Source organism: Blastococcus sp. SYSU D00669, assembly GCF_054050715.1.
Genome location: NZ_JBJGZV010000009.1, coordinates 17,522 through 31,907, shown reverse-complemented (window position 1 = coordinate 31,907; position 14,386 = coordinate 17,522). Strand labels below are relative to the sequence as shown.

At 72.5% G+C, this 14,386-nt stretch carries 12 protein-coding genes; 11 read left to right on the top strand and 1 reads right to left on the bottom strand.

The genetic code is table 11. The features are described from left to right. Positions 1–9: 9 nt before the first annotated feature. From ACI8AF_RS08495 to ACI8AF_RS08455, 9 genes are all read left to right on the top strand, one after another. Positions 10–1,272 (top strand): ABC transporter ATP-binding protein, encoded by a 1,263-nt coding sequence (locus tag ACI8AF_RS08495; RefSeq protein WP_456539253.1) that lies wholly within the window; start codon positions 10–12, stop codon positions 1,270–1,272. A gap of 44 nt (positions 1,273–1,316) precedes the next feature. Continuing rightward, the gene (locus tag ACI8AF_RS08490) at positions 1,317–2,921 is read left to right on the top strand and encodes a glycoside hydrolase family 13 protein (protein ID WP_456539252.1); all 1,605 of its coding nucleotides are present in this window, start codon (positions 1,317–1,319) and stop codon (positions 2,919–2,921) included. Between the two features lie 6 nt (positions 2,922–2,927). After that, a complete protein-coding gene (locus tag ACI8AF_RS08485) occupies positions 2,928–3,623 on the top strand; it encodes a lipopolysaccharide kinase InaA family protein (protein ID WP_456539251.1) in 696 nt (231 codons plus the stop codon). A 144-nt stretch (positions 3,624–3,767) separates the two neighbouring features. Next, complete coding sequence (locus ACI8AF_RS08480; protein WP_456539250.1) at positions 3,768–4,895, top strand: ABC transporter ATP-binding protein; 1,128 nt, start codon at positions 3,768–3,770, stop codon at positions 4,893–4,895. Positions 4,896–4,995: 100 nt separating this feature from the next. Beyond that, the gene (locus ACI8AF_RS08475) at positions 4,996–6,300 is read left to right on the top strand and encodes an ABC transporter substrate-binding protein (RefSeq protein ID WP_456539249.1); all 1,305 of its coding nucleotides are present in this window, start codon (positions 4,996–4,998) and stop codon (positions 6,298–6,300) included. 109 nt (positions 6,301–6,409) lie between these two features. After that, positions 6,410–7,393, top strand: a complete 984-nt coding sequence (locus ACI8AF_RS08470; protein WP_456539248.1) for a carbohydrate ABC transporter permease — start codon at positions 6,410–6,412, stop codon at positions 7,391–7,393. Further along, a complete protein-coding gene (locus tag ACI8AF_RS08465; protein WP_456539247.1) occupies positions 7,390–8,322 on the top strand; it encodes a carbohydrate ABC transporter permease in 933 nt (310 codons plus the stop codon). Before ACI8AF_RS08470 ends, ACI8AF_RS08465 begins: the two co-directional genes overlap by 4 nt. A 37-nt stretch (positions 8,323–8,359) precedes the next feature. Beyond that, positions 8,360–9,694: a glycoside hydrolase family 36 protein gene (locus ACI8AF_RS08460; RefSeq protein WP_456539246.1), complete on the top strand. Its 1,335-nt coding sequence runs from the start codon at positions 8,360–8,362 to the stop codon at positions 9,692–9,694. Between the two features lie 29 nt (positions 9,695–9,723). Beyond that, a complete protein-coding gene (locus ACI8AF_RS08455; protein ID WP_456539245.1) occupies positions 9,724–10,956 on the top strand; it encodes a DUF4032 domain-containing protein in 1,233 nt (410 codons plus the stop codon). Between the two features lie 12 nt (positions 10,957–10,968). Here the strand turns inward: ACI8AF_RS08455 and mqo are convergent, their stop codons facing one another. Then, positions 10,969–12,507, bottom strand: coding sequence for a malate dehydrogenase (quinone) (mqo, locus tag ACI8AF_RS08450; RefSeq protein WP_456539244.1), 1,539 nt, complete (start codon positions 12,505–12,507; stop codon positions 10,969–10,971). A gap of 148 nt (positions 12,508–12,655) precedes the next feature. On the opposite strand from mqo, the gene lspA reads away from it, so the two are divergent. Both lspA and ACI8AF_RS08440 read left to right on the top strand, forming a co-directional pair. Beyond that, positions 12,656–13,399, top strand: a complete 744-nt coding sequence (gene lspA, locus ACI8AF_RS08445; protein ID WP_456539243.1) for a signal peptidase II — start codon at positions 12,656–12,658, stop codon at positions 13,397–13,399. 44 nt (positions 13,400–13,443) lie between these two features. Next, positions 13,444–14,382, top strand: coding sequence for an RluA family pseudouridine synthase (locus ACI8AF_RS08440; protein WP_456539242.1), 939 nt, complete (start codon positions 13,444–13,446; stop codon positions 14,380–14,382). Positions 14,383–14,386: the final 4 nt, after the last annotated feature.

Genomic DNA, 14,386 nt, shown 5'->3' with positions numbered 1-14,386 from the left:
GAGGACACCGTGGCTTCCATCGAGATGCGCAACATCGTCAAGCAGTACGGCGACGGCTTCCCGGCGGTCAACGACGTCAGCCTGGACATCGACGACGGGGAGTTCATGATCCTCGTCGGGCCGTCCGGCTGCGGGAAGTCGACGCTGCTGCGGATGATCGTCGGGCTGGAGGACATCACCAGCGGCGAGATGCTGATCGGCGGGACGCGGGTCAACGAGAAGGCACCGCGGGAGCGCAACCTGTCGATGGTCTTCCAGAACTACGCGCTCTACCCGCACCTGAGCGTGTTCGAGAACATCGCCTTCCCGCTGCGGCTGACGAAGACCCCGGAGGACGAGGTCCGCCGGCGGGTCACCGAGGCCGCCGACGTGCTGGAGCTGCACGAGCACCTCGAGCGCAAGCCGGCGAACCTGTCCGGTGGCCAGCGGCAGCGGGTGGCGATGGGCCGGGCGATCGTCCGGCACGCCGAGGCGTTCCTCTTCGACGAGCCCCTGTCCAACCTCGACGCCAAGCTGCGCGGGCAGATGCGCACCGAGATCGCCCGGCTGCAGCGCCGCCTGGGCATCACCACGGTCTACGTGACGCACGACCAGACCGAGGCGATGACCCTGGGGGACCGGGTCTGCGTCCTCCGCAAGGGCCGGATCCAGCAGGTGGCCTCGCCCCGCGAGCTGTACGAGCAGCCGGTCAACCTCTTCGTGGCCGGCTTCATCGGGTCCCCGCCGATGAACTTCCTGCCGGCGACGCTCGAGGGTGACCGGCTGCAGACGCCGTTCGGCGCCATCCAGCTCGACGAGAAGCGCGCCGCCGCCGTCACGGGCCGTGACCTGCTGCTGGTCGGGATCAGGCCGGAGTACTTCGAGGACGCCTCGCTGGTCGACGACGCCAAGCGCCCGTTCGGCTCGGTCTTCCGCGCCCGGGTGGACGTGACCGAGTGGCTGGGTGACTCGCAGTACGCCTACATCCCGTACGAGGCGCCCGAGGCGGTGGAGCGGCAGCTGCGGGAGCTCTCCCGCGAGCTCGACTCGGAGGAGCTGCGCACCCAGGCGATCGTGTCCATCGACTCCACCAGCCGCATCCGGACCGGCCGGGAGGCGGAGTTCTGGCTGGACACCCGCAAGGTGCACGTGTTCGACCCGCAGACGGGCGACAACCTCACCCGGGACGCGGAGGCCGGCGCCGAGCTGACCCGGCTGGCGGCGCAGGACCGGGTCGAGGAGGTGGAGGAGGCCCGGACCGAGGCCGGGCGGAGCAGCGTGGGCGCCGCCTGAGCGTGCCGCCGCGCCGGGACCGCCCGTGGTGGTGGTCCGCCGTCGTGTACGAGGTGTACCTGCGCAGCTTCGCCGACTCGGGCGGCGACGGCGTCGGTGACCTCGGCGGTCTGCGCGCCCGCCTGCCCCACCTCGTGGACCTGGGCGTCGACGCCCTGTGGGTCACGCCGTGGTACCCCTCGCCCATGGCGGACGGCGGGTACGACGTCCGCGACCACCGCGACATCGACCCCGCGTTCGGCACGCTAGAGGACGCCGACCGGCTGATCGGGGAGGCCCACCGGCTCGGGCTGCGCGTGGTGATCGACCTGGTGGCCAACCACACCTCCCGGGAGCACCCCTGGTTCACCGCCGCGCTCGCCGGGGGACCGGGGGCGCCCGAACGCGAGCGCTACGTCTTCCGCGACGGCCGGGCCGGCGGAGCGGCACCGCCGAACGACTGGATCAGCGCGTTCGGCGGGCCGGCCTGGACCCGGGTGGACGAGCCCGACGGCCGTCCCGGTCAGTGGTACCTCCACCTGTTCGCTCCCGAGCAGCCCGACCTGAACTGGGACGACGAGGCCGTCCGGGCGGAGTTCGACGACGTCCTGCGGTTCTGGCTGGACCGGGGGGTGGACGGCGTCCGGGTCGACGCGGCGCCGGCGCTGGCGAAGGTGGCCGGGCTGCCCGACGCGGGGCACCTCCCGGACGCGCTCTTCGAGTCCGCCGCGTGGGTCGGCAACCCCCACTGGGACGTCGACGCGGTGCACGAGATCTTCCGGCGGTGGCGCCGGATCGGCGACGGGTACGACGGCGACCGGGTCTTCGTCGCCGAGGCCGTGGTCAACGGGCCCGAGCGGCTCGCCCGCTACCTCCGCCCGGGCGAGCTGCACACGGCGTTCAACTTCGACTTCCTCCGGTGCCCGTGGGAGCCGGCGGCCCTGCGGCGGGTCGTCGACGACAGCCTGACCGCCCTGCGCGCGGTCGGTGCGCCGGCCACCTGGGTGCTGTCCAGCCACGACGAGACCCGGCACGTCACCCGCTTCGGCCGGACGGCGACCGGGGCGGGCGTGATGGGGTTCGACACTGTCGGTGCGGCGTCCGACCTCGCCCTGGGGCTGCGCCGCGCGCGGGCAGCGGCCCTGCTCGTCCTCGCGCTGCCCGGGATCGCCTACCTCTACCAGGGGGAGGAGCTGGGCCTGCCCGAGGTCGAGGACCTGCCGGTGGAGGCCCTGCAGGACCCCACCTGGGAGCGCTCGGGTCGCACGGTGCGCGGGCGCGACGGCTGCCGGGTGCCGCTGCCGTGGCACGGCGACTCCCCGCCGTTCGGGTTCAGCGCGGACGGCGTCGAGCCCTGGCTGCCGCAGCCGCCCACCTGGGCGGACCTCACCGTCTCCGCCCAGCGGGCCGATCCCGCGTCCACGCTGAACCTCTACCGTGCGGCGCTGGCCGCCCGCCGCCGTCACCTGACCCCGGACGGCCCGGATCTGCGCTGGCTCGAGCACGGGGACGGCGTGCTGGCCTTCGCGCGGGGCCCGTCGTTCCGCTGCGTCGTGAACTTCTCCGGACCGGCCGTCCCGCTCGAGCCCGGGGCGCGCGTCCTGCTGTCGAGCGCGCCGGTGGGGGACCGCGTCCCCGCCGACACCGCGGCCTGGCTCGAGACCTCCTGAGCCGGCGTGGTCGTCGCGGGCCTCGGGGAGCTGCCCTGGCACCTCCCGCTGGAACGGTGGCCGGCGGACCGGCTCGTCGCGGTGCCCGGGGTCGGGCTGTCCCGCCACGTGGTCCGCTTCGCGGCCGGCGGGGACGGCGTCGTCGCGCTCAAGGAGATCCCGGAGCGCGTCGCCCGGCGCGAGCTGCGGCTGCTGGCGCAGATCGGCGACCGGGGTCTGCCCGCGGTCGAGGGGCTCGGGGTCGTCGCCGACCGGCCGGGCGACCTCGACGCCGTCCTCCTCACCCGGTTCCTCGACGGCTCGTCGTCCCTCCGCGCCGTGCTCGCGGCGCCGGCGACCGCGGCGGAGGCCGGCGAGCTCCTCGCCGCCCTCGCCCGGCTGCTGGTGGTCCTGCACCGGGCGGGCGTCCTCTGGGGTGACTGCTCGCTGTCGAACACCCTGGTGCGCCGCGAGGCCGGGACCGCCGTCCTGCACCTGGTCGACGCGGAGACCGCGGAGGTGCACGGGCGGCTCTCCCGGGGCCAGCGGGAGCACGACCTGGAGGTGGCGCTCGGCCGGGTGGCCGGGGAGCTGCTCGACCTGCGGGCCGGGGGTCTCCTGAGCCCGGAGCTCGACCCGTTCGCGGCCGCGGAGGACCTCGTCGCCCGCTACCGGAGCCACCGGGACGGGGGAGACGCGGTGAGGGAGATCACCGGCAGGTAACGGTCGTGATCAGTTGGGCGACCTCATGTGGCGTGGCCCACAGGCGCATGCCAAGGTTCCGGTGAACGCACAGGGGACCAGCGCGACCGGCCCGGCCGGCGGTCCGCCCGCCCGGTGCACGGCAGAGCGGAGAGGACGCACGGCATGGCCGCCATCACGTACGACCACACGACCATCCAGTACCCCGGCGCGGAGCGGCCGTCGGTCAACGCGCTCAACCTCGACATCGCCGACGGCGAGTTCCTCGTCCTGGTCGGCCCGTCGGGCTGCGGCAAGTCGACCTCGCTGCGCGCGCTGGCCGGGCTGGAGGCGGTGAGCGAGGGGTCGATCCGGATCGGCGACAAGGACGTCACGCACCTGCCGCCCAAGGAGCGCGACATCGCGATGGTGTTCCAGAACTACGCGCTCTACCCGCACATGACCGTCGCCGACAACATGGGCTTCGCGCTCAAGATCGCCGGGATGAAGAAGGAGGAGATCCGCTCCCGCGTCGAGGACGCGGCCAAGATCCTCGACCTCGAGCCCTACCTCGACCGCAAGCCCAAGGCGCTCTCCGGCGGCCAGCGCCAGCGCGTCGCCATGGGCCGCGCGATCGTCCGCCACCCGCAGGCGTTCCTGATGGACGAGCCGCTGTCCAACCTCGACGCCAAGCTGCGGGTGCAGACCCGCACCCAGATCGCCGCGTTGCAGCGCCGCCTCGGCGTCACCACCGTCTACGTCACCCACGACCAGGTCGAGGCCATGACGATGGGCGACCGGGTGTGCGTGCTCAAGGACGGCTACCTGCAGCAGGTCGGCACCCCGCGCGAGCTCTACGACCGGCCGGACAACGTGTTCGTGGCCGGGTTCATCGGCTCGCCGGCCATGAACATCGTCGACCTGCCCCTCCTGCAGGAGGGTGCCTGCATCGGCGACCGCACCCTGCCGCTGCAGCGCGAGGTGCTCGGTGCGCTGTCGGGCGAGAGCGCCCAGACGGCGACCGTCGGGTTCCGGCCGGAGGCGGTGCACCTGGTCGGCGCCGGCGAGGGCTTCCCGTTCGAGGTGGTCGTGGTCGAGGAGCTCGGCTCCGACGCCTACGCCTACGGCACGCTGCACGCTGGCCAGGGCGCCGGGGGCGGCGACAAGCTGCTCACCATCCGCGTGCCCGCGAAGACCCCGCCCATGAAGGGCGAGACCGTCCACATCGCCATCCACCCGGAGGAGCTGCACGTCTTCTCCGCCGAGTCCGGCCGGCGCGTCTCCGGCGAGGTCGCCACCGCCTCCTCGGTCTGACCACCCGCTCCTCGAACGGCCGGCGCCCGCGCCGCGCCGTCCTCACCCGACCCTGCTTCCCCGTACCGCTGAGCCCAGGCAAGTGTCCGAAGGAGTGCACATGCGCATCAGATCCACCATCGGGGCGGTGGCCACGACCGGTGCCGTCGTGGTCCTCACCGCCGGCTGCCTGAGCGAGGGCGGCGGGGGTGGGGGCAACGAGAACACCAGCAACAACATCACGGTCATGTACGCCTTCTCCGGTGGTCAGGAGGAGGGCTTCCAGGCCGAGGTGAACGCCTGGGCCGAGGAGAACGACGTCAACGTCGAGTTCCAGCAGACCGGCAACTTCAACCAGCTGATCAACACCCGGGTGCAGGGCAACGACGCGCCCGACGTGGCGCTGTTCCCGCAGCCGGGCATCATGCGCGACATGGCCGAGCGGGACCTGCTGCTCGACCTGTCCGACGTGGTCGACCAGGGCGACCAGGACGCGATGGTCCAGGGCTTCCTGGACATCGGGAAGGTCGACGGCACGCTCTACGCGGTGCCGATGAGCATCAACGTCAAGAGCATCGTGTTCTACCCGTCGGGCCCGGCGCAGGCCGCCGGGCTCACCCCGCCGGAGACGTTCGAGGACCTCCAGGCGCTCAGCGACCAGGTCGCCGCCACCGGCACCTCGCCCTGGTGCTTCGGCATCGAGTCGGAGGCGGCCACCGGCTGGCCGGCGACCGACTGGGTGGAGAACCTGATGCTGATCAACTACGGCATCGACGTCTACAACCAGTGGGTCAACCACGAGATCCCGTTCAACGACGAGCGGGTGCTCGAGGTGCTCAACCAGATCGAGGACCTGCTGCTCGCCGAGGGCATGACCAACGGCGGCCGGCAGTCGATCGCCAGCAACAACTTCAACACCGCCGCGAACCCGATGTTCGACGAGCCGCCGGGCTGCTACATGTACCGGCAGGGCAACTTCGTCGCGCAGGAGGGCGGCTTCCCCGACGAGGTCCTCGCCGACATCGACAACACCGTCGGCGTCTTCCCGATGCCCGGGCAGTCGGCCGAGGAGCGCCCGGTGCTGGGTGGTGGCGACCTGGCCGGCATCTTCAGCAAGGAGAACGAGTCGGCCCAGGCGCTCGTGCAGTTCCTGGCCTCGTCGGAGTTCGGGACGACGGAGTACGGGGCGAGCGGCAACTGGATCTCGCCGCGGACCGACTTCGACGTGAGCCTGTACCCGAGCGAGACGTGGCGGACGATCTCCTCGATCGCCTACGAGTCCACCGAGTTCGCCTTCGACGGTTCCGACCAGATGCCCGGTGAGGTCGGCTCCGGGTCCTTCTGGCGGGAGATGACCGCCTGGATCAGCGGTGGGCAGGACGCCCAGACGACCCTCGACAACATCGAGGCCAGCTGGCCGGCGTGACGCCGCGCCGGGGGGGGGGGGGGGGGGGGGGGGGGGCGGCCCCCCCCCCCCCCCCCCCCCCCCCCCCCCCCCCCCTCGCTGACCCGCCTGCCCTCTCGGGAGGTCCCCGGTGACCATCAAGATCTTGAACGCGCTGATCGCCGTCATCGGCGGTGTGGTCGGCGCGGTGGTCCTGTACTACCTGCTGAACAAGATCGCGGAACTGCTGCCCGGCCGCTGGGAGGACCGGGTCAAGCCCTACCTGTACCTGCTGCCGGTCCTGGCGGCGATCGGCCTGTACCTGATCTACCCGACCATCCAGACCGTCGTGTACAGCTTCGCCAACGCGGCGAGCACGGAGTTCGTCGGCGTGGAGAACTACACGTCGCTGCTCGGGTCGTCGGGCTTCCAGAACACCCTGTTCAACACGCTGCTCTGGATCATCGTCGTCCCGGCGGGGACCATCGTGCTCGGCCTGCTGATCGCCACCCTGGCCGACCGGCTCAAGCCGCGCAGCGAGAAGTTCTCCAAGACCCTGATCTTCATGCCGATGGCGATCGGCGCGGTCAGCGCCGGCGCGATCTGGCGGTTCGTCTACCAGGCCAACCCGCCCACGCAGGACCAGATCGGCCTGCTGAACGGGATCTGGACGGCCTTCGGCGGCGAGCCGGTCAACTGGCTGCAGATCTCGACCCTGCGGTTCAACAGCTTCCTGCTCATGGTCATGCTGCTGTGGCTGCAGGCCGGCTTCGCGATGGTGCTGCTCTCCGCGGCGATCAAGGGCGTGCCGACCGAGACCCTGGAGGCCGCCCGCCTCGACGGGGCCAGCGAGCTCGCCATCTTCTTCCGGATCATCATCCCGCAGATCCGGACGACGATCATCACGGTGTTCATCACCGTGCTCATCACGGTGCTGAAGACCTTCGACATCGTCTACGTGATGACGAACGGCAACTTCAACACCAACATCATCGCCGTCGACTTCTTCAACCAGCTGTTCACGAACAACAACGCGGGCCGGGCCGCCGCGATCGTCGTGATGCTGATGATCGTGATGATCCCGATCCTGGTCTTCCAGGTCCGCCAGTTCCGTGCCGAGGAGGCCGCGCGATGACCGGCAGCCAGACCGTCGCCCCGGTCCAGGTCCCCAAGGAACCCACGGCCGTCGGGTCCCGTGCCGGGCGTGGCCGCAAGCACGACCCGACGACCCGCGCGTCGATCTGGGTGCGGATCGCCATCGTCATCATCTGCCTGCTGTGGGTCGTCCCGACCTTCGGCCTGGCGATCACCTCGTTCCGCGAGCAGGACGACGCCACGCGGACCGGCTGGTGGACCATCTTCACCTCGCCGGCCAGCCTGACGCGGCTGACGCTCGAGAACTACGGCGAGGTGTTCGACCGGGCCGACATGGGGACGGCGTTCGTCAACAGCCTGGCGATCACCGTGCCGGCGACGATCATCCCGATCCTGATCGCCGCGTTCGCCGCCTACGCGTTCACCTTCATGCAGTTCCCGGGCCGGGACTTCCTGATGATCCTCATCGTGGGCCTGCTCGTGGTGCCGACGCAGGTGGCCCTGGTGCCGCTGCTGAAGATCTACGGCGACCTGGGGATCAACGGCACGTTCCTCGCCATCTGGCTGGCGCACATCGGCTTCGGCATGCCGCTGGCGGTGTACATCATCCGGAACTACATGGCGACGCTGCCCAAGGAGGTCATCGAGTCGGCGAAGATCGACGGGGCGAGCCACTTCCAGACCTTCTGGCGGCTCATCCTGCCGATGTCCACGCCCGTGCTCGCGTCGTTCGCGATCTTCCAGTTCCTGTGGGTGTGGAACGACCTGCTCAACGCGCTGGTCTTCGTCGGCCCGGGTGGCAACCAGCCGCTCACCATCGCGCTGGTGCAGCTGCTCGGGCAGCAGGGCCAGGGCTGGCAGCTGCTCACCGCGGGCGGCCTGTTCACGATGATCGTGCCGATCATCGTGTTCCTGTCGCTGCAGCGGTACTTCGTCCGCGGCCTCACCGCCGGTTCGGTGAAGGGCTGAGAGCAGGGGAGGGACCGTCGCGGCACGGCCCGGTGCGATGACCGGCGAGGAGATCGCGCGGATCGCCGTGGACCGGGAGCGGGCGCTGGTCTACGAGCACGGCTGGCAGTCGTGGAGCCCCACGACCGCCTACCGGCTCGACCAGCGCCCGTACCGCCCGGTCAGCGACGACCGGCGGATCGGCAACTACCACCCCGACCGGACGGCCCCGCACGACGCCTTCTGGGGCGAGGGGCTGCTCGCCGTCGACCCCGGGACCGGCGAGGGCGTGCACGTCGTCGCCACGTCCCGGACCGAGGGCGACATCCCCTCCGTCCGCGCCGAGGTGGTCGGCGACGAGGTGGTGGTCACCGGCGGCGCGGAGCTGGGCCACACCGTGGACGACGGCGGGGGCGGGCTGGACGCCGCCCTCGCCCGCTGGGGGGAGGGCTTCGCCGCGGCGGCCGGTGTCGGCGCGCTCGCGCCGCCGCCGACGGCGTGGTGCTCCTGGTACCACTACTTCGAGCGGGTCACCCAGGACGACGTCGAGGAGAACCTCGTGGCCATCGGCGAGCTGGGGCTCGAGGTCGACGTCGTGCAGATCGACGACGGCTACCAGGCCGAGATCGGCGACTGGCTGACGCTGTCCGAGCGCTTCGACTCCCTCGACGACATCGTCGGCCGGATCCGGGCCGCCGGCCGGCGCGCCGGGATCTGGGTGGCGCCGTTCCTGGTGGGGGAGCGCTCGGCCCTCGCCCGCGAGCACCCCGACTGGCTGGTCGGCGACGTCGTCGCCGGCCGCGGGTGGGGCGACCAGGAACTGCGCTCGCTGGACACCACCCATCCCGGCGCCGAGGCCTACCTGCGCGAGGTCTTCGGCACCCTGCGCGCGACCGGCATCGACTACTTCAAGATCGACTTCGTCTACGCGGGTGCCCGCGAGGGCCGGCGGGCCGATCCCTCGGTGTCCGGGGTCGACGCCTACCGGCACGGGCTGCGGGTCGTCCGCGAGGCGATCGGCCCGGAGTCCTACCTGCTCGGCTGCGGCGCGCCGATCCTGCCCAGCGTGGGGTTGGTCGACGCCATGCGGGTCGGACCGGACATCGCCCACCACTACGAGCCGCTCGACGGCGACCTGTCGCAGCCCTCGCAGCGCGCGGCGGCGCAGAACAGCCGGTGGCGGGCCTGGCAGCAGGGGCGGTTCTGGGTCAACGACACCGACTGCCTGGTCGCCGGGCCGCACGTGGAGCGGCGCGAGGACTGGGCCCCGGTCGTCGAGGCCTACGGCGGTCTGCGCAGCAGCAGCGACCGGCTCCGCGGGCTCGACGAGTGGGGGCTCGAGGTCACCCGGCGGCTGCTGCAGCGGGGGCTGGTCGACCCGCTCGTACCCTGACGTCCGCCCGACTTCCCCGGGAGGCCGCCGTGCACTTCGTCTTCAGCCCACCCGCCGAGGCGGCGGCCGGGCTGCTCGACCTGCCCTGGGACCAGCCGCTCGACGACTGGACCGACGACCGGCTCACCGAGATCCCGCAGCGCGGCATCTCGCGGCACGTCGTCCGGTTCGTGGCCGAGAGCGGGGAGGTGTTCGCGCTCAAGGAGATCGACGAGCGGCTGGCGCGCAAGGAGTACGCGCTGCTGCGCCGGCTCAAGGACCTCGGCATCCCCGCCGTGGAGGTGCTCGGCGTGGTCGTCGAGCGGCCGAACGACCTCGAGGCCATCCTGGTCACCCGGTTCCTCGACTACTCGTCGTCCTTCCGGGCGCTGTTCGGCAACCCGCGCGGGGCGCACATGACCGACCGGCTCATGGACGCCCAGGTCGAGCTCCTCGCCCGGCTGCACCTGGCCGGCTTCATGTGGGGCGACTGCTCGCTGTCGAACACACTGTTCCGCTTCGACGCCGGGGCGCTCACCGCCTACCTCGTCGACGCCGAGACCGCCGAGGTGCACGAGCGGCTCTCCCGCGGCCAGCGCGAGTACGACCTGGAGCTGGCGCACGAGCGGGTGGCCGCCGAGCTCATGGACCTGCAGGCCGGCGAGCTGCTCGGCGAGGACGTCGACCCGCTGCAGGTCGCCGACGAGCTGGTGCACCGCTACAACCACCTCTGGTCCGAGCTCACCGACGAGGAGGTGATGAAGCGCGAGGAGCAGCGGTACCGGATCGCCGAGCGGATCCGCCGGCTCAACGACCTGGGTTTCGACGTCGACCAGGTCGAGATCATCGACGACCCCAGCGGCGGCAGCCGGCTGCGGATGACCACCCGCGTCGCCGAGCCCGGGCGGCACCGCCGCGAGCTGCTCGCGCTCACCGGGCTGGACGTGTGGGAGAACCAGGCCCGCCGGCTGCTCGCCGACATCGCCAGCTTCCGCGGCTGGCTGGAGCAGCAGCAGCAGCGCAAGGTCCCGCTCGCCGTGGCGGCCGGCCGGTGGCTGCGCGAGATCTACCTACCCGTCATGGCGATGGTGCCCGACGACCTGCGCACGCGGCTGGACGAGGCGGAGATCTTCCACGAGATCCTCGAGCACCGGTGGTTCCTGTCCGAGGCGGCCGGCCGGGACGTGGGGACGACGGCGGCGGCGCAGGACTACGTCCGCAACGTGCTGCCCCAGGTGCCCGACGACCTGGTCACGCCCCCGCCCGTGCCGGCCGACGGCTGACGCCGGGGCCGTTCAGCCGTTGAGCTCGAGGGTCTGCGTCGTCTCGGCGCGGACCTGCTCCAGCAGGGCCGGGTCGTCGGCCAGCGAGCGGCCGTAGGACGGGATCGCCTCCCGCAGCGCCGGCCGCCAGGCCGGGATCCGGTCGGGGAAGCAGCGCTCGAGCAGGGTGAGCATCGCCGAGACCGCCGTCGAGGCACCCGGCGAGGCGCCGAGCAGCCCGGCGATGGTGCCCTCGGCGCCGACCACCAGCTCGGTGCCGAACTGGAGGACGCCGCGGCCGGTCGCCGGGTCGCGCTTGATGACCTGGACCCGCTGGCCGGCGGTGATCATGTCCCAGTCGTGCGCCTCGGCCTCGGGCACGAAGTCGGTGAGCGTGCGGTGCCGGGCGTCCCGCGACTGCAGCAGCTCCGAGACCAGGTAGCGGGTGAGCGCCAGCTCGGTGCGGGCGACGCCGAGCATCGAGCCGATGTTGTCCGCCCGGACGCTGCGCGGGAGGTCGACCAGCGAGCCGGCCTTGAGGAACTTGGGGGAGAAGCCGGCGTAGGGGCCGAAGAGCAGCGAGTGGTCGCCGTCGATCAGCCGCAGGTCCAGGTGCGGCACCGACATGGGCGGCGCGCCCACCGCGGCCTGGCCGTAGACCTTGGCCTGGTGCTGCGTGACCAGCTCCGGCGACGTCGTCCGCAGGAACTTGCCGCTGACGGGGAAGCCGCCGAAGCCCTTGATCTCAGGGATGCCGGCGCGCTGCAGCAGCGGCAGGGCGCCGCCGCCGGCGCCGACGAAGACGAACCGCGTGCGCAGCACGACCTCCTCGCCGGTGACGGCGTCCTTCACCGTCACCCGCCAGCGGCCGTCGTCCTCCCGGCGCAGGTCGTGCACCCGCTGCCAGGTGTGGACGTGCACCCCGCGGCGCTCGGCGTCCTCGAGCATCAGCCGGGTGAGGGTGCCGAAGTTGACGTCGGTGCCCGCGACCGCGCGGGTGGCGGCCACGACCTCGCGCGGGTCGCGGCCGGCCATCATCAGCGGGATCCACGCGGCCAGCTCGGCCTGGCCCTCGGCGTACTCCAGGCCGGCGAACAGCGGCTGGCGGGCCAGCGCCTCGAACCGGTCGCGCATGTAGGCGCGGCCGTCCTCGCCGGTGACGAAGCTGATGTGCGGCACCGGGGTGATGAACGCCTTGGGCGAGCCCTCGGACATGCCCCCGCGGACCAGGTGGGACCAGAACTGCCGCGAGACCTGGAACTGCTCGTTGATCGCCACGGCCTTCGACGGGTCGACCCGCCCGTCCGGACCCGCCGGCGTGTAGTTGAGCTCGCAGAGGGCGGCGTGCCCGGTGCCGGCGTTGTTCCAGGCGTCGGAGCTCTCACCGGCGACGTCGGCCGCGGACTCGAACACCGCGACCGACCACTGCGGGGCGACCACCCCGAGCAGCGCCGCGAGGGTCGCGCTCATGATGCCGCCACCGACGAGGACGACGTCGGGGTTCGCGCTGTCGGGGAGTACTGCACCAGTCTCGGAGGTGCCGGCCTCGGGGCCGCCCGCTTCGAAGCTCACGTCTGCCTTTCCTCGCCACCCGGTGGAACGCTCCCTCTGATCCTCGGACGGATGCGGCCCTGACATGCGGTTTCGGGGCTGTGAGGAATCTCCGGTCCATGACCTTCGCCACGTTCCGGCCCGGGATCGGACGATTCGCCGTCGGCGGGTGCGGCGCGCGTCACCCCGTGGGGGGAGCGGCGGCACGCCGCCCGCCGCGGCCGGCTCCGGCGGCGGGCGCCGTATCGTCGTCGGCGCACACGCGGCCGCCGGCCGCCCGGACGTCTGGAGCACCGCCCTGGCCGAGCACAGCGACCCCGACGCGGCGGGCACCCGGCCGGTGCCGGACGACGCCGTCGCGGCCGCCGGGCGACCGCGCACCGGGCTGCTGCTGACCCTCGCCGCGACCGTGCTCGTGCTCGACCTGGTCACCAAGCTGCTCGTCGTCGCCACCATCGACGAGGGCGAGAACATCCGCCTGCTCGGCGGCGCCCTCTACCTCACGCTGTGGCGCAACACGGGGGCCGCGTTCTCCTTCGCCGAGGGCATGACGGTGGTGTTCACCCTGATCGCGGCCACCGTCGCGGTGGTCATCGTGCGCAGCGCGCGGCGGATGCGCTCGACCCCGTGGGCGATCGCCCTGGGCCTGGTGCTCGGCGGGGCGGTGGGCAACCTCGTCGACCGGGTCTTCCGGGCACCGGGCTTCCTGCAGGGCGGCGTCGTCGACTTCGTCTCGGTGTTCGCCCCGAACGGCGAGTTCTTCCCCGTCTTCAACGTCGCGGACTCCGCGATCGTCTGCGGCGGCATCCTCGGCGCGCTGCTCGCCGTGCTCGGCGTCGAGTTCGACGGCACCCGCACGCGCACGAAGGCCGACGCCGGCACCGACGAGGACGGCGGCGCCGCGCGCGGCTGACGCCGTGCGGCCGGGCCGCTGCCGCGGCCGGTCACAATGGGGGCGTGACCTCGTCCTCCGGCCTCCACCGCGCGCTCCCCGTGCCGGACGGGCTGGAGGGCCAGCGGGTCGACCAGGCGCTGTCGCGGCTCTTCGGCCTGTCCCGGACGGTGGCCGCCGAGCTGGCCGACGCCGGCGGGGTGCAGGTCGACGGCCGGGTGCGCGGCAAGGGCGACCGGCTCACGGGCGGCAGCTGGCTGGAGGTCGAGCTCCCGCCGCCGCCCGGCGAGCCCGCGCCGCCCGAGCCGGTCGAGGGCCTCGCGGTCCTGTACGACGACGACGACCTCGTGGTGGTCGACAAGCCCGTCGGCGTGGCCGCGCACCCCAGCCCCGGCTGGGAGGGGCCCACGGTCATCGGCGGCCTGGCCGCGGCCGGCTACCGCATCTCCACCTCCGGCGCCGCCGAGCGGCAGGGCGTCGTCCACCGGCTCGACGCCGCCACGACCGGGGTCATGGTGGTGGCCAAGAGCGAGCGCGCCTACACCGCGCTCAAGGCCGCGTTCAAGGAGCGCACGGTCGAGAAGGGCTACCACGCCCTCGTCCAGGGCCACCCCGACCCCTCGCGCGGCACCATCGACGCCCCGATCGACCGCCACCCGCGGCACGACTGGAAGTTCGCCGTCGTCAGCGGCGGACGGCCCTCGGTCACGCACTACGAGGTGGTCGAGGCGTTCCCGGCCGCCAGCCTCGTCGACATCAGGCTGGAGACCGGCCGCACCCACCAGATCCGGGTGCACTTCTCGGCCATGCGCCATCCCTGCGTCGGCGACACCACCTACGGCGCCGACCCGACCCTGGCCGCGCGGCTGGGCGTCGCCCGGCAGTGGCTGCACGCCGTCCGGCTCGGGTTCCCGCACCCCGCCGACGGGCGCTGGGTGGAGTTCACCAGCGAGTACCCGGCCGACCTGGCCGGTGCGCTGGCCGTCCTGCGCGCCGAGTCCTGAGGGA